The following is a 24,826-nucleotide window of genomic DNA, read 5'->3' as shown; positions in this document are numbered from 1 at the left end:
CTTATACTCTGAGCCTGTTAAGATTGTTTTTAATGCTTTCAGCAAGGCCGCTGACTTCACTGATTGCGCCCGAGATCTCCTCTACGGATGCACTTGTCTCCTCTGAGAATGCTGCAAGCTCTTCTATCTCTCTTTGTGTTTCTTTTGTAACCTGATTACTCTTTTCAGTCTCATGTACGATCTCGTTTGTGATATTTGCCTGTGCTTCAATGGCTCTTACAATCTCACCCATATCCTTTGTGACATGATCTGCACCTTTAACGATATTATTCAGGGATATGATTGTCTCGTTTACGATAGCCACTCCGGATTCTACTTCAGAATTTGCTGATTTTATTGAACTGACTGTTTCTGAACTGCTCTTCTGAATATTGACTATAACTTTATCTATCTTTGATGTGGCCTCTTTAGCGTCTGTTGCAAGATTTTTAACCTCACCAGCCACTACAGCAAAACCTCTTCCATGCTCACCTGCCCTTGCGGCCTCTATTGCAGCATTAAGAGCAAGCATATTGATCTGGTTTGTGATCTCATTGATCATCCTGAGGACATTGTTGATCTCAAGCATCTCGGCATTCAGATCTTCCATCTCCCTGACAGTATTACGGGTGATCTCCATAACTGCCCCCATCTTTTCATTTGCAGATTTTCCAAGCGTTTCAGCACTCTGTCCCATCTCAGAAAGCCTGTCGGCCTCTGAAAGAACTTCCTGCGATGTGCCTGCAATCTCCTCATTTGAAGCTGAGAGATCTGCTATATCCCTGTTGATTCCATCGATCTGCTCCAGGAGGACTCTTGTAAGTTCGGCACACTTCTGGCTTCCGACTGCGACCTGTTCAGCAGCTTTTGCAACCTCTTCAGAACTTCCGTCAGCATCCTTCATATGTAGCCCGACTTCAGTCATGGCTGCCACCACACCCGAGAAGAGATTTCTGAGTTCGCTTATGGTCTCATTATAGTCCTTTTTAATCTGTATCAGCGGGTCTTCCTCTATTATCTTCATCTCGCTGGTAAAGTCGCCCTTCCTGAGGAACTCCATACCCTCTCCGACTTCACCGATACTCTTATTCAGTACCCTGGCTCTGGCCCTCTCCTCCTCCATCATCCTGAGGACTTCCTGTTGCCTCTCCCTTATTTCGGTGATGTCATTATAGACTATCAGTATGCTTGCAATCTCCCCTTCCGAATTCAGCACCGGAATTCCGTACTGTTCAAGAATCTTTTTTCCGGTTGGGAACTCAACGGTAACTTCACCATAACTCCGCTTTTTCTCCTCAAGGACGTATTTTATCCCATCCCCTTCGGTTTTAAGAACTGAGAAATCCCGGAGCGTCATCTTTCTTAGTTTATCAGATTTTATTCCGCTTAACTGTGAATAGGCGTCATTGACAACACGGATGTTAAACTGCTTATCACAGAGAATAATCGGCATGGGGTTTTGCTGAACTATTGTTTCAGACCTCTCCTGGAGGGTTTTGATGGTCTGGATCTGCTTCTCTATCTCTTCCTCCTCCTCTCTCTGGAGAGTAATATCGTCATATACAAAAATTCCGATCTCAACACTGCCCCTTTCATCCTTAAGTGGTGCGCCAAACTGCCTCAGAATTTTTTTTGTTCCGTTTTTTAACGTAAATTCAAGTTCACATTCCGTCTCTTTTTTATCAGAAAAAAGTTTTTCAGCAGATTCACCTCTGATAAATTTTATTGAATATTGTGCTGTGTCCTGCTGCATAAGTTCCGGTTTGGATGCTCCCATGAGCTTAGTATATGCCTGGTTCATGTCAACCGGATTAAAATTGCGATCGACAATAATCATGGGCTTGGGATTCTGCTCTATCAGCATCATTACATTGTTACAGGTTTTTCTGCTGTCAATGATGAATTCAATTGCTGTATTTACAGACTCTGCAAGTTCCTTCTCTTCACCGTCAAAGAGATTTTCATCAACTCTTTCTGAGTAATCTCCTTCTATTGCCCTGTTAAGAATTTTTGTGATTAAGCTTATGCTCATTGGATACACCCGGTATAATTTACAGATAATCGGATCTTATGGATTTTCTTTAATCTGAACCATTGCACTGCCAGAATAAAAATCATTTCTTATGGTATATTTTTGTTAATTGATTTTAATTTATTTTCTATTGTATTTTATTATTTTTAGTTGTCCTGCGACTCTCATCAAATATCTGTATCAGGCATATGATCTCTCATTTATTATCTGTGTGCAGGCAGAATTGCCGCTGCATGGGTGATCTTTTAACCGGTTTTTCCTTCCGGCAGCAATCAAAAAAGTCTGTATATGTAGTATTCCCCAAATGATCTCTCAGTCTGGTCGTAATCTGCAAGGATGTTTGCCCGGTTACCAAGTGAGAGCATCTTTTCAGAGAGGATCTCCGACCCGCAGGTGGCCTCGACAAGCCTGTATATTCCGGCATTTATCTCGCGGATCTCCTGGTGATTCAGTCTTTCCAGTGCATCTGCGGGATATGATTCTATCCCGAAATATTCAAATGCGGCCTCCAGTGTGATCACCCATAGTCTGCTTTTTATTGCGCGTCTTGCGGCGACATTTGCCTCAATATCGGTAAGCACAAGATATGCCGTATTTGTCCCGTAATACAGGGCCTTAAAAGAGTAGAGCGTCCCTTCAGATTCAGTAATTTTGGCTGGGTTTACATTGAGGTATTCCGAGAGAGCCTTTATTTTATCCTGTATGCCTCTTCTGTGACTCATATTTCAGTACACCCTGATATTCCCTTCAGGCAGTTATAATCAGGTGATGTAACCATTTACTGATCCTGCGGAACTGCTGTATATTTTCTGAATGTAAGATAATAATTATTTAATTAAGGGTGTTTTCCCTTTTTTTTAAAGTTTCTGGCCTGCCAGTGCATCGTAGACCATCTTTCTGTACACCGACAGATCTGTATTATAGAATTCTGAAGCCTTTATTGAATCTTCTGTCTCTCCAAAGAGTTCTATCCTTTCAAGTGTCGCCTTTGCCGTGTCATCAAGCCAGGTTCTGCATGTCTCTTCATCAACCTCGGCTATAGTCTCGACTCTTATATTTGTCATAACAGCACCGTCAGGTGTCTGTCTAATGGCAGGTTTTCCAACTACTGCGACATAGGCATCGTTTTCAACCGATGAGAGTTCATGCGATGCATTCTCATTGTAACTTCCGGCATTTATAAAGAAAAGGCCTGTAGGATCCCTCACTCTTGCAATTATAAAATTATTATCCTCGCCGCGCCTTTCCTTATTGGTGAGTGTTCCGCAGAAGAAGATCCTGTTGCACCTCTCTCCTGTTGGAAGCATTATGTATGTCGGACTGTATTCCTCCTCGCCGCCTTTGAACTGAAGTCTTGTCTCACGCAGTTCTGAAGCTAATACACGCTTTGCCGGTTCCCTTAAATATCTTCTTCTTTCTGAGCTGCTGGTTTCGTCTGCCATTTTAGAATTCGCCTCCTTCCTTCTCTTCAGGTGCAGCACGGTTTAACAGTTCTGCATGTTCCATTGAATCAAATCTCTTTGGGGTGCATGAGGAAACCAGAACCGATCCGTCAATATCACTGCCTCTGCATGTATAGTATCTTCCGGTAAGGACCTCCTTCATCTTCAGAATTACGTCATCAAGGCCAAGAGGGTTGTTCTCTGCCATCTCCATCGCCTTTTCAAGTGTTATACCGGTTATCTTTTCCGTTTCATCTCTCTGAATGATGGTATTGTATGCCTTTTTCCCGTCATCTATAACGCCGATAATTCTCAGGTCATATTTAGAGTTGTTCTGAATTTCATGTACCGGACAGTAATTCTGCCTTGACAGTGCTCTGTTGCACCCTTCGACAGGACACCTCTTTATAAGGCCTGAATTTGGTGAGAAGTTCACGAATGCACCTGTTATTTCGGTTTCACCTGATACAACTTCGATATCGGCGCCCTCTTCTTCAAGTGCCATAGAATCACTTATATTCAGTGAGATATTTCCGTTATACTCGTCCACAACGGCGTAGTATATTGAATATACTTTATTCTCCTCGAGTAATTTGTCATGGCTCTCTCCGAGAAACTCATTGTTTCTCTCCTTCCATGTGATGAATTTGACAGTCCCTGTCTCATCGCCTAAAAGTCCGGACTGGAGCATATTTTCATGACGCGGTTCCCAGTTCTGGATCATTTTTACCCTGACTGTCGCAACTCCGGGTTTCAAATCCGAAATTCTGACCGGGTTCGGCATAAGCGGTTTTTCCTGTTCAGACTTTGTGATGGTTGTTCCGGAATGTATCTTCATGCTCGGTGCACCGCGGTACTCGTCAACAACTGCTGATTCTATCCTGTACCATCTGAGTTCCTCAAGAGGTTCTGCACCGGCTTTTTCCCATATGACGAATCTTATTGCTCCTGATTCGTCAGCAATTATCCCGGTCTGGGCTATGGCTTCGTGGGGGTGAACAGATACCGATACGACCTTTCCCTCAATAGTGACCCAGTCTCCGGGGTTTGCATCTGCAATCCCTATTGTTTCGGATGAAGGTTCCCTGGATACGGAAGAGACGTTGTTCTCTCTTAGTATCTCATTTGTGACTGTTTTTTCTGCTTCCTCAGGGGGGATATGGAAATCCTCTATAAGTAACCTTAATTTGGAAGCAATTCTGTCCTCTTCGGCATTAATGCCTTTTTCTGCAATCTTCTGGGAGATTCTTTCTATTATTTCCGGATATTCATCCACACCAAACATCTCCTGTTAATCATTAAATTTTTAAATTTTCCCGGCGCCCGGAATAACAGCTTATTCCGGTTTTAATATGGCATTATTGCCTCAATTTACACCGTTTCTTCTTCTCTGGATTTTAAAGCCTGTAAAAAACCGTTATTTATTCTGGCTTTGGAAGTTACTTATTTTTTTGTTTGTTGTGATGCGGAAAAATCCGTCTCTGCATTTTATAGTTTTTTTATTGTCGGGGTGCGGCGGTTTTTCCTCTCTGCCGGCCTGGTTTTTCGCCAGTGTTACAGGTAAAAAAAGATAATCGTCTGGAGAACCTCTGTGGAGGTTCAGTGTATGTTTCCGGAGGTTTACTTATGTATTATATGTTTTAAGGGTTACAATGCGCAATTTTAATAAGTCATTTTCGTGTTTTGCGCTTTATATCCCATATTTTCTGGAATGTGGCTGTGCCCTTTGATTCAGTAATTTTCACCTGCAAGGGCGCTGTAGATAATTTTTAAGTACTTTTCGGGGTCAGTGCTGTAGAACTCACCTGCCTTTGCCGAGTCCTCTGTCTCACCGAATACTTCTATCCTGTCAAGTGTGGCTTTTGCTGTATCATCAAGCCATAGCCTGTATGTCCCGTCATCTACTTCTGAAATGCTCTCCACTCTGACCGATACGAAGAATCCACCGTCCTGCATCTCTCTTATGATCGGTTTTCCGGTTACTGCCACATATGAATCGTTTTCCAGGGACGCCATCTGAAGCATTGCATCCTGCTGATAGCTTCCTGCGTTTATGAAGAACAGTCCGGTTGCATCTTTCACTCTCGCGGTGTAGAAGATATTCTGATCCCCGCGTTTCTCCTTGTTCTTAAGCTCTCCACAGAAGAAGATTCTGTTGCAGCGCTCACCGGTCGGGAGCATGATATATGATGGACTCATCTCTTCCGAACCTTCCTTAAACTGAACCCTGGCCTCCCTGAGTTCAGATGCAAAGACTCTCTTTGCAGGTTCTCTCTCAAATGTTTTCCCTGAGCTTTCCTTTTCTGCCATCAGCAGTCACCTCCCTTCTCCTTAAGCATCTCCGCCGTCCGGTTTAAAAGTCCGGCATGGAATGATGAGTCGTACTTTTTGGAAGTGCAGGATTTTACAAGAACTGTTCCGTCCATCTCATTTCCTTTACAGGTGAAATATCTGCCGAGGATGGCATTCTTCATCTTCATTACAATGTCGTCGTAACCAAGGGGGCTGACTGTTGCGGTTTCAATTGCTTCATTAAGTGTTATCCCGGTGATTCTTTCCGCCTCTGCCCTCTGGATAAGGATGTTTTTTGTGGACTTTCCGTTGTCAATGGCTCCGGTTATCCTCATGTCATACCGGAAATCATTCTGAACCTCATGTACAGGACAGAAATTCTGCCTTGAAAGGGTTTTGCCGCATCCCTCTACCGGGCATCTCTTAATCAGACCTGATCCATTGCCCATATGTATGAATACCCCTGAAATTTCAGTATCTCCTTCATATACCTCTATCTCGGTATCTTCATCTTCAAGGATCATTGCACTGGTGATGTCAAGAGAGATTTTTCCCTGATATTCGCTGACCTCTGCGTAGTATATCATGTAGTTCTTATCTTCTTCGAGGACCTCACTGTTGCCGTCTTTCCATGTTACGAATCTGACAGTTCCTGTTTCATCCCCTAATAATCCGGCCTGAAGCATTCTTTCATGTCCGGCATCAAAGTTTCTGACAAACTTTGCACGGATGGTTGCTATTCCGGGTTTCAGCCCGGAAATTTTGACCGCTTTTGGAACCAGGGGTGTCTCCTGTTCAGTTTTTGTAATTTTTGTTCCGGAATGTATCTTCATGCTCGGTGCACCGCGGTATTCGTCCACCACGGCAGATTCAATTCTGTACCATTCCAGTTCCTCAAGTTCTTCTGCGCCGGCTTTTTTCCAGACGACAAATTTCACTGCACCTGTTCTGTCAGCGATAATACCTGACTGGGCTATCGATTCTGAGGGAGGCTCTGATACTGAAACAATTTTTCCCTCAACTGTTACCCACTCTCCCGGGCATATGTCTGCAATGGGAGTTACCTCGGAGGTATCTTTTCCGGAAAAATCCTTAACCTTATTTTCCTTCAGAATTTCGTCAGTGACTGTCTTTTCCGCTTCTTCAGGCGGGATATGGAAATCCTCGATAAGAACGCGAAGTTTTGCGGCTATCTCTTCATCTCTGGCATCAATGCCTTTTTCCTTAATCTTAAGGGAGATTCTTTCTGTAATAACAGGATCAATGTCCATTTCAAACATCTCCGGTTAAGTATCAGCAACCTCTTTCTATATAATCTGTTGCCGCGTGGGGTGAAAGTAAAAACTCTGTGTATTTCCATTTATATCTGGTATATGGGCATTATTGTGGTTTTTTTAGTGGAGTCTTTTTTCAGCCCGGTTGCTTCATGCATTTTTTGAAGCATTTTTTTCTCTGACAGGCAGGGCAACACCAGAATATATATTACAAAAAAATTCAAAGTAATATGTATGGTTTTAACAGCAGACAGTTTACTGTCAGAACTTCTTCAGGAGAAACCTGAAGCAGCAGAGATTCTTATGCGCTTTGGAATGGGTTGTGTTGGCTGCGCCCTCGCAAGCGGAGAGAACATCAGGCAGGCCGCAGAAGGTCATGGTATTCCTCTTGCGGAACTTCTTGATGCGCTTGGCATAGAAGAGTAATTTTGGTGAATATCCGGATTAGAAATCCGGAATTATTATTGTATCAGTATTTATTTTTTTACTCCTGATCTCTCTGAGAGATCAGGTTTATTTTTCACAGTCAGCCGGTTTATGGTTTTATTCCGGTATTTTATGTCTCTGTTTCAGCATTTATCTTCAGGTTCTTCACTTCTGCAACTTTTTTCAGTTCACTGATGGTGGCCATAGGATATTTTTTCATGTGGTCCACGATCTCAGGATGGTGCATAAGTATGCAGGTTGTGCATGCCCAGACTGTGCCCCCTGCGGATGTCTCAATAAAATATCCAAGTTCTTCGTCATTGCAAGGGTAAAACGGGCAGTAACAGTAGTTGCATGCCTGTCCTCTGAAATGGCACGGGTAATAAGGGCATCCCTCCGGTGACCATTCAATCCAGTGGTCTCCTCCGATTGTGCTGAGTACATACAGGGCGGGCTTTTCTGCCGGTTTTTTGCCATCGTGCCTTGCAATGGCCTCCTGAACACCGAAGAGGACAGCCTCGGCGGTCCACCTGCCGATGTCGGTCATTCTTCCGGCATACCTGTGTATCTTCTCGTTATCTTTACTGCAGCATGCGACCACTGCATCGGTTGTGGTTCCGGCGAAGTCATAGCCCATTGAGAAGAGTGCCTCGGTTTTTGCCTCCGTTGCAGTGATTATAAGCCCTGCCATTGCCTCGTCAAAGAGTCCGTCTCTGCTGTGCACAATTATGTTTATTGTACCGGGAAGTTTCGGGTTTTTTGGGTTTGGGTTGCTCACTCCGGCTGTGATGAATACGGTAACTGTACGGTTTATCAGGACACAGAGTGTCTTCATATCAACGGCTGTCAAAAGCCCATAAAAATCCCCTGTGCACCCTTCTTCCCTGACAATCCCCTCAATAAATTTTTCAGGACTGTCATGCACGAAATTCTTCTCAACCGTCCGGTTGATTATTGTTGAGACGTCAGAAAGCCCGCCGCCTGCGCCTGAACTGACAGCCCTGAAATTTCCGCGTAAAAAAAGAGTCTTATTTTTTATATAATACTTCATGCAACAGAGTATCTCGCTCTGTCTTTTAATTCCTGCTGTTTCCCTTTGTTCCATCCGGAAACATCTGCAAGATATCCTGTAACTCTTGACACCTGTGATACATCATGGCTCCCGCATTCCGGGCAGACGGGCTGGCCGCAGAGCGGGCAGTACTCGATCTTCTCAATTATGTTGTGGTGGCAGTTGCAGTGATCAAGAGGGCACATGATCTCAAGGTTTGTCTCGCCGCAGCACGGACAGGGGTTTTCGGTGACCACATGGTGGCAGGTGTGGCACTTGTACCTCCGCTCTTCCGTTGGTATTTCCTCGAGATTTCTGTATTTTTTTGACAGTTTTAACTGTTCCTCAGTCCAGATCATAAAGAAGAATATACCACTCAGCAGATAAGGATTATTGTTGCGATAAGGTTGCGGAAATCTGATCTCCTTAACCCGTGTCAGACTCTGATCAGATATATCCTGGCAGGAGAGATTATTTTACAAACGATGAAAGGAGGTGAAAGGAGATAAAATTCCGATAGGGACATTTTCGTATATCGCTCATATCCCGCAGAAAGCGCTGAGGATTTATGATGAGAAGGGACTTCCTGTTCCGGCAGGGCCGACAAGGGAGTTATACATCAATGACCCGGCAGAGGTTCCGGAGGAGGAGCTTTTGACCGGGGTTATGATTCCGGTAAGGAAGGGCTGAGGTGTTTCAGATTTCCAAAAATAAAAAATTAATACCTTATCCCGGGAGATTAAATGTTATCTGAGATGGATTCCTTTCAGTGTTCATATATTTTTTCTCTGTTTTTTCCATTATCAGCACTGCAATGTTCCTGAATATCATCATTTTTTTAAAATTTCCGGAAGCTAATTGTAATTCCGTAAGATATTATGACTTAATTAATGCTGGTCAAAAAAAAGTTGCTGTTCCCTAAACAGAATTTAATGTCAGATTTACCTGTGATGTCTTGCCGGGAGAGATCTTTTATCCTGTTGAATTTCTGCTGTATATGTGCAAAACGGTATATTATCAGGTTCGCCTCAGGTGACTCATAGGGCTCTTCATTCCTCTTTGGAATCGCTTCCTTTAAGGTCAGATCGGTTTCACTCATCATCGGCGAACGGGATGGGAAGGTGGAGGTGAGGTTTAATTTGGCCTGCCCCGAAACTTTTCCGTGTTATAAGTCCCGGACACACGAGTATGACTGTGCAGCCTTCGCCGGGTCCTCACTGTTGTATATCGAGCGTCCGACAATCATAGAATCTATCAGTGGTGCAATCTCCTCTGCACTGCCGCCCTGTGCACCCACTCCGGGTGAGAGTATCTTCTTTGACCCGATTATCTGCCTGAGTGCCTTAACCCTCTCAGGCCTCGTTGCAGGTGCTATAATGCCGTCTGCATTGCATTCAACGGCAAGCTCTGCAAGTCTTTCTGCAACTCCTTCCCCCATGAAGTCAAGTGCTCCGGGGTGGCTCATCTCGGTGACGACATAACACTTCCCCCCGGCATTGTGTGCAACATCCACACAGGCGGATACAGAATCCCGGCCTGTAAATCCCTGTGTAATAATGCCTGAAAATCCGGCTTCAAAGACATGCTCGGCAATCAGCCTGTTGGTATTCGGAATGTCGGCAACCTTGAAGTCCGCGATAAGGGGCAGGTCAAACTCAGCCAGGTCCCTCGCAACTGAAAGCCCTGACCCAAGTACAAGCGGATATCCTATCTTTATTGCGTCAATATACGGGTATGTCTTCTCTGCAATATCCATCGCCTCTGCCCTTGTCAGGACATCGAGTGCAAGCATAAGTTCTGTCATCTCTCAATTCTCTCCAAAACTGCGGCTACAATAAGCGGGAGATTTATTGTGGCATCGCCGTAGACTGTCTGTGAGGTTGCCTCTCCTGTAAGCTTGCCCCATGACTTCGCTTCATCAAGGGTAGCACCGGAAAGCCCTCCAAGGTCAGGCCGGTCACCGGTGAGCTGCACGGCGTAGTCAAAGCCTTTAGGAGTCATGAGCATGCTCTGGAATATATAGTTTTTCGGGACGCCTCCGCCGACAAGCATTGCACCGGATTTTTTAGCGCCAAAGCAGATGTCCATAAGTTCAGACATATCCTTAAAGGCATCGACAGTTACACTGGATGCCTGGTCAAACATCCAGTACTGAAGCCCAATCATTGAGTCCTGAATTGCCGGACAATAGACTGGTATATCTTTTTTTGCAGCCGATGCAAGAATTCCTCTGTCCAGGTTCTCACCTATCAGACGGGTTAAGTCACTGATTGATATCTTTTTTCCGGATTCTATCCCTGAGAAAACGTCCTGAAGGAACTCTTCAAACTTTACAAAGGCGTCATTTGGCAGAAATATATCGTATATCCTGTTGACTTCCTCTTCCCTGAGCATTACATCATCACATACTTCAGTGCCGTGGTAGTGATGGCATCCTATCGCCTCAATGACATCATGTGTAAGGTTTGCACCTGTGGATACTAAGACATCTATATGTCCGGCATCTATAAGATCTGATACTATCCCTCCCATTCCTCCGGGCACCATTGCGCCTGAAAAACCGAAGAATTTTACAACTTCGGGATCGTTAAGCATCTTTTCATATATGTTTACGGCCTGCCAGAGTGAACCTGCATTGTATGCCCTGGATTTGCCGAACTCCTCGACAAGTTCACCTACTGTCATTTTAGCTCTTACTTTTGCCTGAATTACCGGCGTTCCACAGAAATTATCACTGGTCATGGGATTGAAATTACTCCTGTATTGTAATGTATGTGATGTAATATTTGTCTCTGATCAACAATAATCCAACCGAATGTACGGGTCAATGTGAGCAGATATTCCGGGCTGGATAATATTTTAAAAGTTCTGTGTTCTATCTTTCAGAAGGTTGTTCTGATTAAATGAGAAGAGAGAGGGAAGATCCGATGGCACGCCTTTACGCGGAGAGGATGAGGCGCAGCAATGAAAATCTGGAGCTTTATATTGTTCAGTTAGGGCACAGAGGCATCTCATACAGGGTACGTGCTGCTGAGGCTCTTGGGAATTCCGGTGATGAAAAAGCCGTTATGCCGCTTATTGACTGCATGATGAATGACTCTGAGACTGAGGTGGTCTATATGGCGGCATCTTCACTTGGTAAACTGCATGACAGAAGAGCAGTGCAGCCTCTTATATCTAAACTTAAAAGCAGTGATAAATGGGTGAGGCGCGGAGCTGCGAGATCTTTGGGGATGATAGGTGACCGTGAGGCAGTTGATCCTGTATCTGAGCTGCTGTCAGATAATGTCCCTGAGATACGCGCCGCAGCGGCTGAGGCTATAGGGATGATCAGTTACTGGGATGCTGTTGACAGTATCATACCACTTCTTGATGATCCCGAGCCTGAGGTGAGGATCTCTGCAAGGAGGGCTGTCCGGATGCTTGGCAGAGGGGATCTTGCGGACTGAGTTTTCTGTGGGAGTCCGGTTATTTCAGAAGATATCTGAAGCTTCATAATCCCTTTAAACTGAGGGAATGGGAAATATTTACATTTTTTCGCTCTTAAAACGTCTATTCCTGTAATTCTCTCTTCTGCCTGCTACGGGAGAATATATATGATTTGTGGAATAATTATGGATAAGGTGGAGATTATTCCGGAATGTCATCACGAATCGGGGGAATCTGAAGGATGGGAAACTTCCGGGAAGAATGTGGTCTGGCTTAAGTCAGCTGTCCTGCTGTCACCAATTCCTCAGTTTATTATTGATAATAACCATAAGATCATCTACTGGAACAGAGCTATTGAGAAGTACAGCGGAATTAAAGCTGAGGATGTAGTCGGCACAAGTCAGCAGTGGAGGGCATTTTATCCTGATGAGCGTCCGTGTCTGGCGGACCTTCTGGTTGATCAGAGTATTGACCAGATTCCTGAGTGGTACCGGGGTAAATACTCCAAATCCGGACTTGCTGAAGATGCATACGAAGCTACCGATTTTTTTCCGCATATGAAAGTTTCCGGTGCATGGCTCTATTTTACCGCCTGTCTTATCAGGGATGATGACGGCAGGGTAATTGGTGCCCTTGAGACACTTGAGGATGTCACTGAACAGAGGAATGCGGAGCTGTCCCTCCGTGAAAGTGAAACTCTTTACAGGACCTTATTTGAGGATTCACCAATCTCATTATGGGAGGAGGATTTTTCTGCGGTTAAGTCATGGCTTGACATGAAACAGAGGGATTCTCTCTTTGATATCTCAGTCTATTTTCAGGAACACCCCGATTCAGTCTTAAATTTTCTTTCAATGGTGAAAATTAACAATATTAACAACGCAACTGCGGAGCTTTTTGCTCTTCCTTCTTACAGGAGTTCTTTCAGTAGCCTCCTGGGGATAATTTCAGGAGATTCATATGATATTTTTGGAAGAATTATTATTGCACTTGCCAGTGGCAGAAGAGAAATCGAAGAAGAGCTATCACTTCAGACCATGAAAGGGGAGAGAAAGAACATCATAATGAAGTTAAATGTCGTCCCCGGACATGAGGATACCTTTTCTAGGATTTTTGTCTCGGTAATCGATATTACGGAGAGGAAAATTATGGAGGAGGCACTGAAGCAGGCAAATCGCAAACTGAATATGCTCTCTTCGATCACAAGGCATGACATACTGAATCTTATCATGGCAATCCGTACCTACATCGAGTTTTCTGAGGAACTCATAACCAGTCCTGAAGCACTGGAATATATTCGGAAGGAGAAGAGTGCTGTTGATGCGGTCAGGAACCAGATCGAGTTTACAAAGTACTACCAGGATATTGGCGTTGAAAAACCGAAATGGCAGTATGTGGAGGATATTGTTGGCCGGGTATTAAATATACTGAATTTAGGCAATATTAATCTGGATATCGCCATATCAGGGGTTGAAATCTTTGCAGATCCGCTTATCGAAAAAGTATTTTACAATCTTATCGAGAATTCCATCCGGCATGGCGAAAATGTTACTGAGATCACCTTCTCTTTTTATGAAGCAGAAGACGGTCTGGTCATATCGTACAGTGATGATGGTGCCGGAATTGCAGAAGATAATAAAAATAAGATTTTTAAGAGAGGTCTTGGGAAAAATACCGGTCTTGGCCTCTTTCTCTCCAGAGAGATCCTTCTTATCACCGGTATTTCCATCAGGGAGACGGGTGTTCCGGGTGAAGGGGTTAATTTTGAGATAACTGTTCCTAAGGGGAGTTATCGTATGACTCGGGGCAATGTTGATGACTGATGTCCGGCTCTCTTCTTTAACATTTATTTCCGGTCAGATTCCGGTTTAAAGATAGATTCTGCTCTTTTTCTCCATCATCTCCTCTTCAGAGATATTCTCGTTTTTAAGCTTGAATTGCCAGCTATCGCTCATGTCATTGATCTTTAAGGCATCTTCAGGGCATTTTGCCACGCAGGCAAGGCAGGCTGTGCACCTTTCAGGATCAGGTTCTCCCCCCTCTGCATTCATTGCACCTGAGGGGCACGCCTCCTCACAGATTCTGCACATGCAGCATTCAGAACCCTCTCTTGTCGGAAGCTTTGTCAGTATTCTGAATCTGAAACTCTCGATTTCATCGAGGAATTCTTCAGAATGTTTTGTCTTTTCCATCTCTCCAAGGACGCCTTCATCCTCTCCTGTAAATCTGCGGTAGGTTGCAGCTGCATACTCCTCCGCCATATCATAGTCTGACTGGTCCGGCCTCTCTTCCATAGCTTTCCAGCCGCCGGTGTTGAATGTGTGCGGTGACAGAAATTCGGCAGATGAAACTACGGTAAAGCTCCGCTCTTCCAGTATCTTTTTTGTGGAGTGGTGGGCAGGGTGGATGCCGAAACCACCGTATGTGAAGAAGATTGAACACTTCTTATTCATTCCTTTAAGGGTGTGCAGCCATTCCCTTGCTTCCCGTGGGGCACGCCATGAGTGCACCGGAAATCCGAATACTACGGCATCATAGGGCGTAAGATCTGTTTCCTTCTGTCTTGCCTCATGTGGTGTGATGTCGGCTGTTTCTGTCTCTGCTCCGAATGCAGTAAATTTTTCTGCAATAAAGTCTGCAATTCCGGCTGTATTTCCGGTTGCTGAAAAGTACAGTATAAGTATTTTCATGGGTTTTCATCCGGAATTTTCATCTTATTGTCTCTTTTCGAGAGTATGACGGCCCTGCTCATCGAGATCTGTGGGTATTCTTCTGCTGTAAATCCTGCATCTTCTGCTGATTCTATTGTTTTTTGAAATGCAGTTTCTGTAACATGAAACTTTGGTTCTGCAATGAGGTATTTTCCTTTGGGCTTTAGCATATCATAGACTTCCACAAGAAAGGAATTCCGGTCCGAAACTTCATGGACCATGTAAAACGAGAGGATAAAATCCGCTTTCTTCTCTATTCCTGTCCTTTCCGGTGAACTCCTGTGCCAGATTATCCGTGATTCCGGGCCTGTTCTTCTGCACCTTTTCTCTGCATATCTCAGCATTTCATACTGGAGATCGCATCCTATTACTGTTCCTTTCCCGCCCGCCAGCTCTGCCATTGCGCAGGTGAAAGTTCCCGGCCCGCAGCCGAGGTCTATGATAGTCATTCCCTGAGTGATGTACTCTGAAAGGATCTTTTTTGGGTTCTGGAAGAATTTTCTGATTCTGTTATCAAGCATAAATGTATGTGTGAATGAATACCGGCAGAGTTTCTCCGGTGGGTTAGTGTTTTTCTGAATTGTTCTCATGTCGCTCTCCTTTTTGTTAAGTATGTTTACATTCTCAAATATGAAAAAAATTTAGTCTTCTTTTCTGCTGCATTCATCAAAGGTCTCTTCAATAGCCGATAAAAAGCGCATTATTAGATTAAATTCCTGTTCTGTGATCTCACCGAGTTTCCGGTGCATCAGGGCGTAGATCTTTGCGTGATGCTGCTCATGTCCGAGGTGGGCGATGTTACCCTGTGGTGTGAGTCGCAGGAGGACTGCCTTTTCATTGTCGGAATTTTGGTATTTTTCAGCCAGTTTCTTCTTCTCAAGCCTGTTTACCATCTGTGATATGGCACTTTTTGATATCCCGAGCAGTTCTGAGAGGCTGGTGATGTTTATCCCCGGATTTTTACCTATTGCCATGACAGTGTGGATCTCGGAGCAGTGAAGCAGGTCTCCTGTACCGAAATCCCTGGGGCTTTTCTCGTGCTCCTCAATTTTATTGAGGATTCTGATCCATTTATCCGATAGTTTCAGGAAGTCTCTGCTGTCTGTCATTGTATCTTTGTCCTGGGCTGATCTGCTCATTATTGTTAAGTTTATTAACTATTTAATATTTTATGCAGTTCAGTCCTGATTTTATTTCCGGTAAAGATCTGCTGATTTTTCCCGGAAGTCTGATGTCCTCCGGAAAACTGCCTCCGGTATGTGCCTTATTCTTCTTTTCTAAGGGTAGCGGCAATTACTATGGCGAACATAAGGATTACAAAAACGGAGACCCAGAGTCCTGTTCCGTCTGCACCTGAAGCAATATTAAATATGGATGCGATGATTGCAAGAGTACTCCCGGCGAAGACAATCATCTCTCTTGTGTTGTATTTCATGAACTGTAATTCACAGGGCGTTTATTTATGAATTCCGTCAGGGATCAGGCTAAAAACTGTGTTTTTCTCTCCGGTTATGACTGCCTGAATTTAAATTGCCGGAAATTCTGTGACAAATTCTTCTTCTCCTTTATTCCGGTTATGCAGTATTGTACTATGCAGTGCAACCGGAGTGCCCTATAGTCCTTTTACAAGGTTTCTCCTCTGGATAACCTTTGCAGAGAGTACAAACAGAAAAATAACCATGACAAGCACCATTGCGTCAAGCCAGACAGGATAGACTGCATCTCCATTTAGGCCTGCATGGAAGAGATCGACAAGATATGTCAGAGGCGAGAGTGATGTCAGTATATACAGCCAGCCTGTAAGCTCCCCAAGAGGAATGAATATGCCTGATATGAAGATGAGCGGGAGCCGGACGAGGCTTGAGAGCATCATTATATTTGACGGGTTGTTTGTGGTGGGTGAGGCAAGAAGTGTGCCAAGCGCTGCAAATGTTACTGCTCCGAGTACCAGGGAGAGCAATACAAGACCTGCATTCATGAGGGGAAGTTGCAGGAGTAATATGCAGGCACAGAAGACAAACGATGTTGCTGCAATTCCAAATAATGCACCTGCAAGTATGTCTCCTATTATGATGCTCTCAAGAATGACCGGGAGAGATACAAGCCGCTCATAGGTCTTCTCACGCTTCTCCCAGGGGGTTATCAGCGGGCCGACTGAGGACGAGGTGAAGAATAGCATCATCCCGACAAATCCGGGGAAGAACAGGACCAGATTAAGATTTCTGCCTATGAAGAAGGTGAGGAACATTATCAGCGGAAAGAGAAGGCCGAATATCATAACCGGCCCTTTGAAGTAGTATATCCGCATGTTCTTCCATGTAACTGTGAGAATGCTCCTCAAAAAGATCTTCCAGTCCATCTTCAGGCTCCCTCTGTCAGTTTAACAAATGCCTCTTCAAGAGTGGGATTTGATGTCCTGATTGAGACAAATGCCAGTTTTTCCCGTTCTGCAACATGGACGAGGTGCTTAACCGCAATGTCCGGGTCATCTGAATATATACGCCATTTATCCCCCCATGGCTCAGCACGGTTTATGCCGGGTGCAGAGAAGATGTCAGGTCCTACTGTTCTGTCAAATGAGATCTCAATATAACGGGAAGTATCAAATGTCTTTTTAAGTTTTTCAGGACTTCCCGTTGCGACTATCTTTCCGCTGTTGATTATGCTGATGTCTGAACATAGTGCATTTGCCTCTTCGATGTTATGTGTTGTGAGAAGAACAGTGCTGCCTTCACTGTTCATCTGCCGGATTGTATCGATTACAAGGCGGCGGCTGTACACATCAAGGCCTGTTGTGGGTTCATCGAGAATTAAAAGCGGCGGCGAATGGATGATGGCAGATGCAATGCTTATTCTCTGGCGCATTCCTTTGGAGAATGTCCGCACAATATCGTTTTTCCTCTCTGAGAGGCCGAGGCGTGCGATGATCTCCTCTGCCCGTCTCTCCCGGACGGTTTTATCCATGCCGTAAAATTTTCCGGTCAGGAGGACATTCTGCACTGCTGTAAGGTCACTGTAAACCGTCCCGTTCTCCGGAATTACTCCCATCTTCATTTTTGCTGTAAGAGGATCTCTGCGGACATCAGTTCCGAATATCCTGACTGAACCTGAATCAGGTATCAAAACTCCGGTTATCATCCTGATTGTGGTCGTTTTTCCGGCACCGTTTGGTCCTAAAAAACCGAAGATGCTCCCTTCCGGAATTTTTATACTGACATCATCAACGGCTGTGACTGTACCGAATGTTTTCCTGAGGTTATCTGCTCTGACTGCATCCATGCCTGTTGTTCCGTGATATTGATTATTTTGGAAACCTAATGAGATTTCTCTTCTGGCATTTCTACCTCTCCTGTTGAAAGTAATATTGGTAATGTCAGGGATGTCCGGTGCGATATATGGGAGATTAAGGCGGAGAAGAGTTCTTATTCTCCATATTATGTATGTTTTTTATCTGAAAGCAGATGCAGATTCTGTTCTGATGAAAAAAGCTGTCAGGGCAATTTAAAGTTTAAATAAAATGATTTTTGTCTTCAACTCTGACTTATCATTAACGCCGGATTAAATATTGGTCCAACTGGAATTGAATTCTGAATTTCTTGCAAAAAGGAGATGGGCCTGATGCGATTCGAACGCATGACCGCCCGGTTATGAGCCGGGCGCTCCACCACTAAGCTACAGGCCCTGTGGACTATAATATTTGTATCTTTTAGCAAAAAAACCTAACCATTGCCGGATGTGCATAACGGACTCCTGCCGGTTATCTTATTTTGCGTAAATAAACTTGTAATTCCGGATTTAAAAACATTTTGAGTAAATTTTGATTATATTCCTGATTCCGGGTGCAAAGCCGGTGTTTCTGACATTTAACTTCTTTATGCGCACATTAATTCATGTGGATTTTCAGTAATTCCAATTACCCGTAACATTTCTGAGCTGTATAGATCTCCGGCCAATCCTGAAATTTAAGGTCAGTTCCGGAGATGTCAATACCCGTCAGGATAAACCCTGCATGGGGTCCGGTTTTATGGAGGAGATATCTGCAATAAAATATGAAGAGAAGAAGTCACGGTTCTATGCCCACCTTTACAGAATCACTGATGAAAGGGACCTTGAAGATGTCATCGCAGTCCACAGAACCAAATACAGAAAAGCTGCCCATCACTGTGTTGCTGCCCGCTTTACTGGCAGATCGGGCAACTTTCATGAAGAGTTCAAAAATGACGGTGAGGTAGGTCATCCGGCGAAGGGGATGCTCAGGATAATGGAGGTGAACGGACTTGATTCACATGCAGTTGTCGTCTCAAGGATTTTTGGCGGAATAAAACTCGGCCCCGGCGGTGTATCGAGGGCCTTCAGGAAGTCTGCCGAATATGCAGTATCATCATCTGAAAATTAAGCCGCTCTGAAAATAACTGATCCGGACAGCCTCTATTCAGTTGTCTGACAATAATCTGTTCTGATTTACTCCTTCAGAAATACTGCATGAATCTCTTCTCTCTGGTGTTCATGCCCCTTAACTCTCATCTTCCAGTGGATATATCCTGAATCGACAGGCTTAAAATCCCGGAAAAGTTCAGTCACTCCGGCCATATCAAAGAAATGCGTGGATATCCCGTTTCCCTTGCGGAATGTATTCCTTTCAGTCTCCACGCCCTTTCCGCATCTGAGATCGCCTGCACCAAAATCCCTGAAATAAAATCTGCCTTCATTCCTCAGAACTCTGTATATTTCAGATGCCGCTTTGAACCTCTCAGTCTCATTAAGGTGGCTTATCGTATGAAATGAGATTACTGTGTCATAAACTTCGTCTTTTGCCGGAATTGCGGTTATATCCCCTGCATAAAACTCAGCTTTCCTGCATGCCCCTGCTGCCATTCTTATGGCAGATAAGGATATGTCCATTCCGTGGCATATTATCTCCCTGCTGCATAACTGAACGGCGGTCTTCCCGTTGCCGCATCCTGTCTCAAGAACCCTGTCTCCTTTTTCGATCTCCGGAAGGAGATGCTGGTGACCTGCCCAGAGGCTCCCCTGTTTATTATATGCATTCTCCCAGGGGTTCTCCGTCTTTATCATAATATACAGAAATATTCTCTTCAGGAAGTGAATATAATGCCTGATCTGCGGGCCGGGATAATCAGGCGCCTGTCATCGCAGCCGGAGGTGCCATATCACTGCCTGTGGGACTTCTGTATTTCCTTTTTGCAGGAATAATCTCCCCCACATATACATATGACAAATGGCCTTTCAGGAGATTTTTAAGGCTCTCAAGTGAGATTGTAAATCTCCTCCCGGAAATTGTCTCAATATTAAATGCCCGCTTATTCTGTGAGATCACTCCTTTCCCCTCCCTCTCACTCAGCCGGCAGCCCCATTCTCTTCTGACTGTCCATATCTCTGCCGGTCTTCCGGACGCGAAAGTCCTCCTCAGATCTCCGGTTTTAATACCTAATACACAGTTGCCCGCCTTTATCTCTATTATTTCAGTGAGCCTGCCGTCTTCATCAGTTGCGCCGTTTCTTCCCCGGACTGCATGACCTGCACGGTTTATCATTGGTTATTCCTCTACTTTCTCCTATCCATGGGGGACTATTTTAATACTCGCCGTGCGCGGGGTGAAAGTAAAAAGTCTGTGTATATCTTGTTAATTCTTATTTTTTGACCATAAGTCTGATATTTTTCGCCATGGTGCCTTTAATGCCGTTATTATTATTTCCGTGATTTCTGCAAAATTCCGGGTGTGCCAATATCCCTCCTCTGCTTCCTGTTAAATATTATATTCACTAATTATCTGATTATGACCGGATGCGGAGATGTTCTTGAGAATATGAGAATTATGGAAGAGGAGATCAGAGCACTTATTGATAAAATAGAGCCTGAAAATGTCGATCTCTTCCTTTCGGAAATGGTTAAGGAGAGGAGGATATATGTTGCCGGTGCGGGCAGATCCGGTCTTATTGGGCGTGCCTATGCAATGAGGCTTATGCATGTGGGCCTTGAGAGTTATGTAGTCGGTGAGACTGTAACGCCGGCAATGAGGGAGGGTGATGCAGTAGTTATCTTCTCAGGCTCAGGTGAGACAAACTCAGTTGTTGATATTGCAGAGACTGCAAAGTCCCTTGGCGGATATCTCTGCCTGATAACCTCGCATAAAAACTCCACAATAGGAAAGATTGCAGACTGTGTTGTTGAACTTCCGTCCCCCACACCTCCTGAAAATGAATGGGAGAACACCTTTGAGATAAGGCAGATTACAGGTGGCTATAAGTCTGCATCACTCCCGCTTGCCTCTATAGGCACTCTGTTTGAAACATCGGCCATGATATTTTCAGATGCTGTTATAGCCTCAATAATGGAGGTCAATCTCTGCGGCATCGAGGACGTGATGGAAAGGCTGAACAATATACAGTAAATGTAATTCACCCGGGAAAGAGATGGATAAACTATTATGCCCGGTCTGCGGCGGAAACTGTATCGCGGAGATCGACAGAATTCCGGACAATCCAAGGAAATTATTTTCGCCGTGCAGCAGATGCCGTGCAGATTTCCGTGACAAAAGCATTCCGCCATCCGGAGATTTTCCTCTGGCATGCCCCGAATGCGGCAGGAGATTTATAGACGATGTCATGGCTCACTGCCACAGAATCATCTCTGAAGAAGAGGATGATTTCAGATCCATGTCCCTCTCTGCCGTTGGAATGCCTCTGCTCTCCCCCGGAATTTTTATGCTCAGGCCGCCGTTTCTCTCTCCTGATTCTGTGGTTCTCTTATCCAAATCTGTCACCCGCCATACCGCAGACAGAATATTCCATGAAGTTCCGGAGATAAAGGGAGTCATACTGGACAGGGAAGCTCTGCCCGGAATAGGGCCTGATGGATATTCCGGGAGCAACGAACTGATTTGTGGCTGCGATGTGAGAGGAGATATATTTCAGGTTCAGAAGAAGAGATTCATCATCTATAAGCAGCAGTCTCTCTGCCATATCGAATATCCCAAAGGTTCAGATCCAAAGATAGAGGCAGTCCGGAAGAATGTCCTCCGCAATCAGCCCGATATTTTTGTGGATGCCTTCTGCGGATGCGGAACACTTGGTATTGCAGCCTCCATAACCGGCGCTCAGAATGTCATCCTCAATGATGCATGGTACTCATCTGCATGGTGGTCAGCTATAAACATCCTGGCAAACAGGTCTCTTCTTGGGGCAGATGAAGTTATATTCAGATCAGGTCTGGAAAAGCTTTCAGAGAAACCTGTAATGCGCCCTGGTGATCCACCCTCTGTGGTGGCTGAGGCATCAGGCGCAGGCAGGAGTCTAAAGGTCATACACGGTGATTACAGATCCATCCTCAAAATGATTCCTGATGACAAAAAAATGACTTCTATTGCCGCAATTGATGTATTTGACAAGGAGAATACTGCCGGAACAGATGAGCTTATCCGGTGGTGGAATGATGAGACTGGCGGTGACTCTTTTATTCCTTGAATGATAATATATCTGGGGACTAACCCGGGTGGTTAGGCGTCACCTGTTACCCGAAACCGCCGTTATGCGGGGGGTGATAGGTCGGGAGCGGCTTTGGCGATCTTTCCGGAGCGTGCCCGCCCTGACTGCGAAGCCTTGTCCTGTGAGATCAGTGGAAAAGTATCAAAATTCCGGAGGGGATGGAGACTTTTAGCTGCGGAGACCGGTTCAGGCCCGGAAGGGAGCAGACTTACCGCAGACATCTGGTGCCCACAGGGTTGCAGGGTGGAGGAAGGGTATCACGCGAAAGAAAGGCACGCGATTCCCACCCCGATCACGTCCCTTTTTGGTGAATTTTGTGACCAAAGTTTGTATTATCGGAGCATCGGGCAAAGTGGGGCAGTTTGCTGCGTATGCGGTTTCCAAGATCCCTTTTGTATCGCGCCTCGTCTTATTTGGAAGAGAAGGCAATGAGGACTTTCTCGAAGGCATAAAATTAGATTTTATTGACTCATTTTCGGCCCTTGGCCGGGATGTAAAGCTCTCTGCTTCGACAAATCCGGGAGATATCGAAGGTTCTGATGTTGTGATTATCACATCCGGAGTTCCAAGGTCACCGGGACAGGACAGGCTGGATCTCGCAAAGCAGAATGCAAGAGTGGTTGCATACTATTCTAAAATGATTGCCGGATATGCACCTGATGCAATAATCATGGTAGTCTCAAACCCTGTCGATGTTATGACGGCAGTTGCCCTTGAGTGTTCAGGGTTTATTCCTTCAAGAGTATTCGGGCTTGGCACGCATCTTGACTCTATGAGACTGAAATCGTATATTGCAAACCATTTCAGTGTGCACGTAAGTGAAGTTCATACAAGGATTATCGGTGAGCACGGCGAGACTATGGTCCCTCTGTGGTCCGCAACGACAATAGGAGGTATTCAGGTTCAGAATCTGCCTGAGTTTTCAAGTCTTCCAAAGGATGAATTTGTCGAATGCGTAAAAGTTGCAGGGTCAGAGATCATAAACAAATGTGGTGCTACAATCTATGGCCCGGGTGAAGCTATAGCAACGATAGTAAGAACAATTCTTGGCAATGAAAACAGGATACTGTCCGTCTCTGCATATATCAGAAGTGAAGTGAACGACATCGGTGATGTCTGTATAGGTGTACCTGTAAGGATCAACCGTAAGGGTGTATTTCCAGTGCCTATAAGAATTAGCGAGGAAGAGGTCTCAGGATTTCAGAGATCTGTTGACAGAATTAAGTCAATAACATCTGAGGTATTATCTGATCTCAAATCAGAGAACGCCGAAATAGATAAGAAAAATAACGTAGTTCATGAAAATGATCTTTTATTCTGAATGAATTATCTTTTCAGATTCACTTAATTATCTTCTGGCTTATCCGGAAATTATGTTATTACAGTTATTTTTCCTGACCGGCAATTCTTTCGTCGGAGCTTTCTCTGTATCGGATTTAGTTTTTTTAATAATCAAAGATTTGCCCTTATGATGGTTCGGAAAGGTAGCATCCGCTCCCTGAGAAAAAATTTCTGAAAAATCCGGTAAGGATTTTATGTTAATGTTTTGTGGAGAAATATCTCCTTTAATTAAAAAAATATTCAGGTAAGTGTTACAGATTCAATCTCTGCGCTTTCTACTCCCTCAATTGCCTTGAGTGAAGCTTCTGCGTCTTCCGGTGTACCTTCACCGTCAGGAACTACAATTATCATTTTAAGTGCAGACAGGCCGAATCCGATTGGCTCTACCTGAATATCCTGTGTTCCCGGGAGTAATTCCTTAATTGTTGCTTTAAGTGCTTCAAGATCCACTTCGGGTGATTCCGGCATAACCTTGAAGATAACTGCTACGTCACCCATGATTATGGCCCCTCAAATCCACATTTCTGACATGTGTAAGGGACACTCTGGTGTCTGCATCTGTGGCATCTGTAGATGGTCTCGCGGCATTTAGGACACTCGAATTTTGTCCAGCCCGGCTCAGAGAGCGGTGCTTTGCAGGAAGTGCATTTATCAACTGACATTATTTTATCTCCTGAATTATCTTATAATTTCATCCTTTAAACTCTTAATAACTTCTGATAATGCGTGTCCCGAAACCAGTCCCGGTTTTCAGGAAATTCTTCAGTTTTCCGGGGTCACGCCCGTTTATCATATAAGAATTAATGTTATTTTCAAGGGCATAATCAACGAAATAATTGTCCACATCGCCCGAATTTCTGAATTTTGCCGCGTCACTGATCTCAGTGACATAACTGTCTCCAGATCTTATTTTGTCAACAGATTTCACAAGAACCAGATCTGACCCTCTCAGTCCGGCAACCCAGGCTGCAACTGAATCTGATGTTACGTCCCAGGAATGCGGCAGGGGATCTCTCTCATACAGAATCCTGTAAGGCAGTAGTATATGTAGACCATCTCTCTTTTCAGGGTTAAAAGTAACAGGAACTCCAAATCCTGAGAGATAGAATCCAAACTGCTCCATCGCAAGTACAGCCATCCAGTGCGCAGTGTCGTCATCAGGATCAAGGCGGCGTACTATGTCAGCCGATTCTCCGCCTCCCGGAACTATAAGTGCGCTTACCCCGCTTGCCTGTATGGCCCGGATAATCTCCTCCGCACACCTGGTCAGGCTTCCCCCGATTTTAATGACTGGATTTTTATCTGAAAAATCATTCATTCCGCCAGATATAATACCTGATTATG

General features: G+C 44.6%; 29 protein-coding genes, 1 tRNA gene and 1 other RNA gene. 9 read left to right on the top strand and 22 right to left on the bottom strand.

Translation table 11 applies throughout. The annotated features are described in order from the left end of the window. Position 1: 1 nt before the first annotated feature. From METLIM_RS05990 to METLIM_RS05960, 6 genes are all read right to left on the bottom strand, one after another. Positions 2–2,011 (bottom strand): methyl-accepting chemotaxis protein, encoded by a 2,010-nt coding sequence (locus METLIM_RS05990; RefSeq protein WP_004077043.1) that lies wholly within the window; start codon positions 2,009–2,011, stop codon positions 2–4. 272 nt (positions 2,012–2,283) lie between these two features. Then, entirely contained in the window at positions 2,284–2,733 is a 450-nt protein-coding gene (locus METLIM_RS05985) for a hypothetical protein (RefSeq protein WP_004077042.1), read from the bottom strand. A 135-nt stretch (positions 2,734–2,868) separates the two neighbouring features. Next, positions 2,869–3,453 (bottom strand): hypothetical protein, encoded by a 585-nt coding sequence (locus tag METLIM_RS05980; protein WP_004077041.1) that lies wholly within the window; start codon positions 3,451–3,453, stop codon positions 2,869–2,871. 1 nt (position 3,454) lies between these two features. Then, the gene (locus tag METLIM_RS05975; RefSeq protein WP_004077040.1) at positions 3,455–4,729 is read right to left on the bottom strand and encodes a hypothetical protein; all 1,275 of its coding nucleotides are present in this window, start codon (positions 4,727–4,729) and stop codon (positions 3,455–3,457) included. A 455-nt stretch (positions 4,730–5,184) separates the two neighbouring features. After that, a complete protein-coding gene (locus tag METLIM_RS05965; protein ID WP_004077039.1) occupies positions 5,185–5,763 on the bottom strand; it encodes a hypothetical protein in 579 nt (192 codons plus the stop codon). Beyond that, a complete protein-coding gene (locus METLIM_RS05960) occupies positions 5,763–7,025 on the bottom strand; it encodes a nucleotide-binding protein (RefSeq protein WP_245543603.1) in 1,263 nt (420 codons plus the stop codon). Before METLIM_RS05960 ends, METLIM_RS05965 begins: the two co-directional genes overlap by 1 nt. A 228-nt stretch (positions 7,026–7,253) precedes the next feature. Between METLIM_RS05960 and METLIM_RS05955 the strand changes: the two genes are divergently transcribed. After that, entirely contained in the window at positions 7,254–7,445 is a 192-nt protein-coding gene (locus METLIM_RS05955) for a DUF1858 domain-containing protein (protein WP_004077037.1), read from the top strand. A gap of 130 nt (positions 7,446–7,575) precedes the next feature. On the opposite strand, the gene METLIM_RS05950 is transcribed toward METLIM_RS05955, so the two are convergent. After that, positions 7,576–8,550, bottom strand: coding sequence for an adenosylcobinamide amidohydrolase (locus METLIM_RS05950; RefSeq protein WP_245543602.1), 975 nt, complete (start codon positions 8,548–8,550; stop codon positions 7,576–7,578). Next, positions 8,493–8,855 carry an anaerobic ribonucleoside-triphosphate reductase gene (nrdD, locus tag METLIM_RS05945; RefSeq protein ID WP_004077035.1) on the bottom strand — a complete coding sequence of 121 codons (363 nt, stop codon included), beginning with the start codon at positions 8,853–8,855 and terminating at the stop codon, positions 8,493–8,495. Before nrdD ends, METLIM_RS05950 begins: the two co-directional genes overlap by 58 nt. 136 nt (positions 8,856–8,991) lie before the next feature. Between nrdD and METLIM_RS17055 the strand changes: the two genes are divergently transcribed. Beyond that, positions 8,992–9,186 (top strand): MerR family transcriptional regulator, encoded by a 195-nt coding sequence (locus METLIM_RS17055; protein ID WP_004077034.1) that lies wholly within the window; start codon positions 8,992–8,994, stop codon positions 9,184–9,186. Positions 9,187–9,661: 475 nt separating this feature from the next. On the opposite strand, the gene pyrF is transcribed toward METLIM_RS17055, so the two are convergent. After that, positions 9,662–10,300 carry an orotidine-5'-phosphate decarboxylase gene (gene pyrF / locus METLIM_RS05930; RefSeq protein ID WP_004077033.1) on the bottom strand — a complete coding sequence of 213 codons (639 nt, stop codon included), beginning with the start codon at positions 10,298–10,300 and terminating at the stop codon, positions 9,662–9,664. Beyond that, positions 10,297–11,238, bottom strand: a complete 942-nt coding sequence (locus METLIM_RS05925; protein WP_004077032.1) for a deoxyhypusine synthase — start codon at positions 11,236–11,238, stop codon at positions 10,297–10,299. The genes pyrF and METLIM_RS05925 overlap by 4 nt, the downstream gene beginning before the upstream one ends. A 161-nt stretch (positions 11,239–11,399) precedes the next feature. Here METLIM_RS05925 and METLIM_RS05920 point away from each other — a divergent pair, with 161 nt between their 5' ends. Continuing rightward, the gene (locus METLIM_RS05920) at positions 11,400–11,945 is read left to right on the top strand and encodes a HEAT repeat domain-containing protein (protein ID WP_052300884.1); all 546 of its coding nucleotides are present in this window, start codon (positions 11,400–11,402) and stop codon (positions 11,943–11,945) included. Between the two features lie 147 nt (positions 11,946–12,092). Beyond that, on the top strand, positions 12,093–13,748 hold the full coding sequence (locus tag METLIM_RS15465) for a sensor histidine kinase (protein ID WP_004077030.1): 1,656 nt from the start codon (positions 12,093–12,095) through the stop codon (positions 13,746–13,748). Between the two features lie 45 nt (positions 13,749–13,793). Here the strand turns inward: METLIM_RS15465 and METLIM_RS05910 are convergent, their stop codons facing one another. The 7 genes from METLIM_RS05910 to METLIM_RS05885 all read right to left on the bottom strand — a co-directional run bounded on the left by METLIM_RS05910 (position 13,794) and on the right by METLIM_RS05885 (position 18,318). Then, positions 13,794–14,615 (bottom strand): EFR1 family ferrodoxin, encoded by an 822-nt coding sequence (locus METLIM_RS05910; RefSeq protein WP_004077029.1) that lies wholly within the window; start codon positions 14,613–14,615, stop codon positions 13,794–13,796. Then, positions 14,612–15,226 (bottom strand): class I SAM-dependent methyltransferase, encoded by a 615-nt coding sequence (locus METLIM_RS05905; protein ID WP_004077028.1) that lies wholly within the window; start codon positions 15,224–15,226, stop codon positions 14,612–14,614. The genes METLIM_RS05910 and METLIM_RS05905 overlap by 4 nt, the downstream gene beginning before the upstream one ends. Before the next feature lie 51 nt (positions 15,227–15,277). Then, positions 15,278–15,745 carry a MarR family winged helix-turn-helix transcriptional regulator gene (locus METLIM_RS05900; protein ID WP_048146241.1) on the bottom strand — a complete coding sequence of 156 codons (468 nt, stop codon included), beginning with the start codon at positions 15,743–15,745 and terminating at the stop codon, positions 15,278–15,280. A 155-nt stretch (positions 15,746–15,900) separates the two neighbouring features. Further along, entirely contained in the window at positions 15,901–16,071 is a 171-nt protein-coding gene (locus METLIM_RS16520) for a hypothetical protein (protein WP_004077026.1), read from the bottom strand. Positions 16,072–16,248: 177 nt separating this feature from the next. Further along, positions 16,249–16,995 (bottom strand): ABC transporter permease, encoded by a 747-nt coding sequence (locus tag METLIM_RS05895; RefSeq protein WP_004077024.1) that lies wholly within the window; start codon positions 16,993–16,995, stop codon positions 16,249–16,251. Positions 16,996–16,997: 2 nt separating this feature from the next. Beyond that, positions 16,998–17,915 carry an ABC transporter ATP-binding protein gene (locus METLIM_RS05890; RefSeq protein WP_004077022.1) on the bottom strand — a complete coding sequence of 306 codons (918 nt, stop codon included), beginning with the start codon at positions 17,913–17,915 and terminating at the stop codon, positions 16,998–17,000. Between the two features lie 331 nt (positions 17,916–18,246). Next, a tRNA-Ile gene (locus METLIM_RS05885) sits at positions 18,247–18,318 on the bottom strand. A gap of 327 nt (positions 18,319–18,645) precedes the next feature. On the opposite strand from METLIM_RS05885, the gene METLIM_RS05880 reads away from it, so the two are divergent. Continuing rightward, entirely contained in the window at positions 18,646–19,032 is a 387-nt protein-coding gene (locus tag METLIM_RS05880; protein WP_004077020.1) for a YigZ family protein, read from the top strand. Positions 19,033–19,097: 65 nt separating this feature from the next. Here METLIM_RS05880 and METLIM_RS05875 read toward each other — a convergent pair whose 3' ends face one another. Together METLIM_RS05875 and METLIM_RS05870 are read right to left on the bottom strand one after the other, a co-directional pair. Continuing rightward, on the bottom strand, positions 19,098–19,712 hold the full coding sequence (locus METLIM_RS05875; protein WP_004077019.1) for a class I SAM-dependent methyltransferase: 615 nt from the start codon (positions 19,710–19,712) through the stop codon (positions 19,098–19,100). A 61-nt stretch (positions 19,713–19,773) separates the two neighbouring features. Next, positions 19,774–20,190: a hypothetical protein gene (locus METLIM_RS05870; RefSeq protein WP_004077017.1), complete on the bottom strand. Its 417-nt coding sequence runs from the start codon at positions 20,188–20,190 to the stop codon at positions 19,774–19,776. Positions 20,191–20,463: 273 nt separating this feature from the next. Here METLIM_RS05870 and hxlB point away from each other — a divergent pair, with 273 nt between their 5' ends. From hxlB to METLIM_RS05850, 4 genes are all read left to right on the top strand, one after another. Beyond that, positions 20,464–21,048, top strand: coding sequence for a 6-phospho-3-hexuloisomerase (gene hxlB / locus METLIM_RS05865; RefSeq protein WP_245543601.1), 585 nt, complete (start codon positions 20,464–20,466; stop codon positions 21,046–21,048). 22 nt (positions 21,049–21,070) lie between these two features. After that, positions 21,071–22,120 carry a hypothetical protein gene (locus METLIM_RS05860; RefSeq protein WP_004077015.1) on the top strand — a complete coding sequence of 350 codons (1,050 nt, stop codon included), beginning with the start codon at positions 21,071–21,073 and terminating at the stop codon, positions 22,118–22,120. Positions 22,121–22,132: 12 nt separating this feature from the next. Continuing rightward, positions 22,133–22,445, top strand: an RNA gene (gene ffs / locus METLIM_RS16025) — signal recognition particle sRNA. 12 nt (positions 22,446–22,457) lie between these two features. After that, positions 22,458–23,462, top strand: coding sequence for a malate dehydrogenase (locus tag METLIM_RS05850; protein WP_048146239.1), 1,005 nt, complete (start codon positions 22,458–22,460; stop codon positions 23,460–23,462). 260 nt (positions 23,463–23,722) lie between these two features. On the opposite strand, the gene METLIM_RS05845 is transcribed toward METLIM_RS05850, so the two are convergent. Genes METLIM_RS05845 through METLIM_RS05835 form a run of 3 tightly spaced genes read right to left on the bottom strand, consistent with a single transcriptional unit; the run spans position 23,723 to position 24,800 of the window. Further along, a complete protein-coding gene (locus METLIM_RS05845; RefSeq protein ID WP_004077013.1) occupies positions 23,723–23,980 on the bottom strand; it encodes an elongation factor 1-beta in 258 nt (85 codons plus the stop codon). A gap of 2 nt (positions 23,981–23,982) precedes the next feature. Then, on the bottom strand, positions 23,983–24,144 hold the full coding sequence (locus METLIM_RS05840) for a zinc finger domain-containing protein (protein ID WP_004077011.1): 162 nt from the start codon (positions 24,142–24,144) through the stop codon (positions 23,983–23,985). Between the two features lie 44 nt (positions 24,145–24,188). Then, entirely contained in the window at positions 24,189–24,800 is a 612-nt protein-coding gene (locus METLIM_RS05835; RefSeq protein ID WP_004077010.1) for an amino acid kinase family protein, read from the bottom strand. Positions 24,801–24,826: the final 26 nt, after the last annotated feature.

Origin of the sequence: Methanoplanus limicola DSM 2279, from assembly GCF_000243255.1 — an archaeon.
In the GTDB taxonomy this organism is placed as follows: Archaea; Halobacteriota; Methanomicrobia; order Methanomicrobiales; family Methanomicrobiaceae; genus Methanoplanus; species Methanoplanus limicola.
Note: the sequence above shows the minus strand (reverse complement) of the source record. Positions and strands in the feature narration are given on the sequence as shown.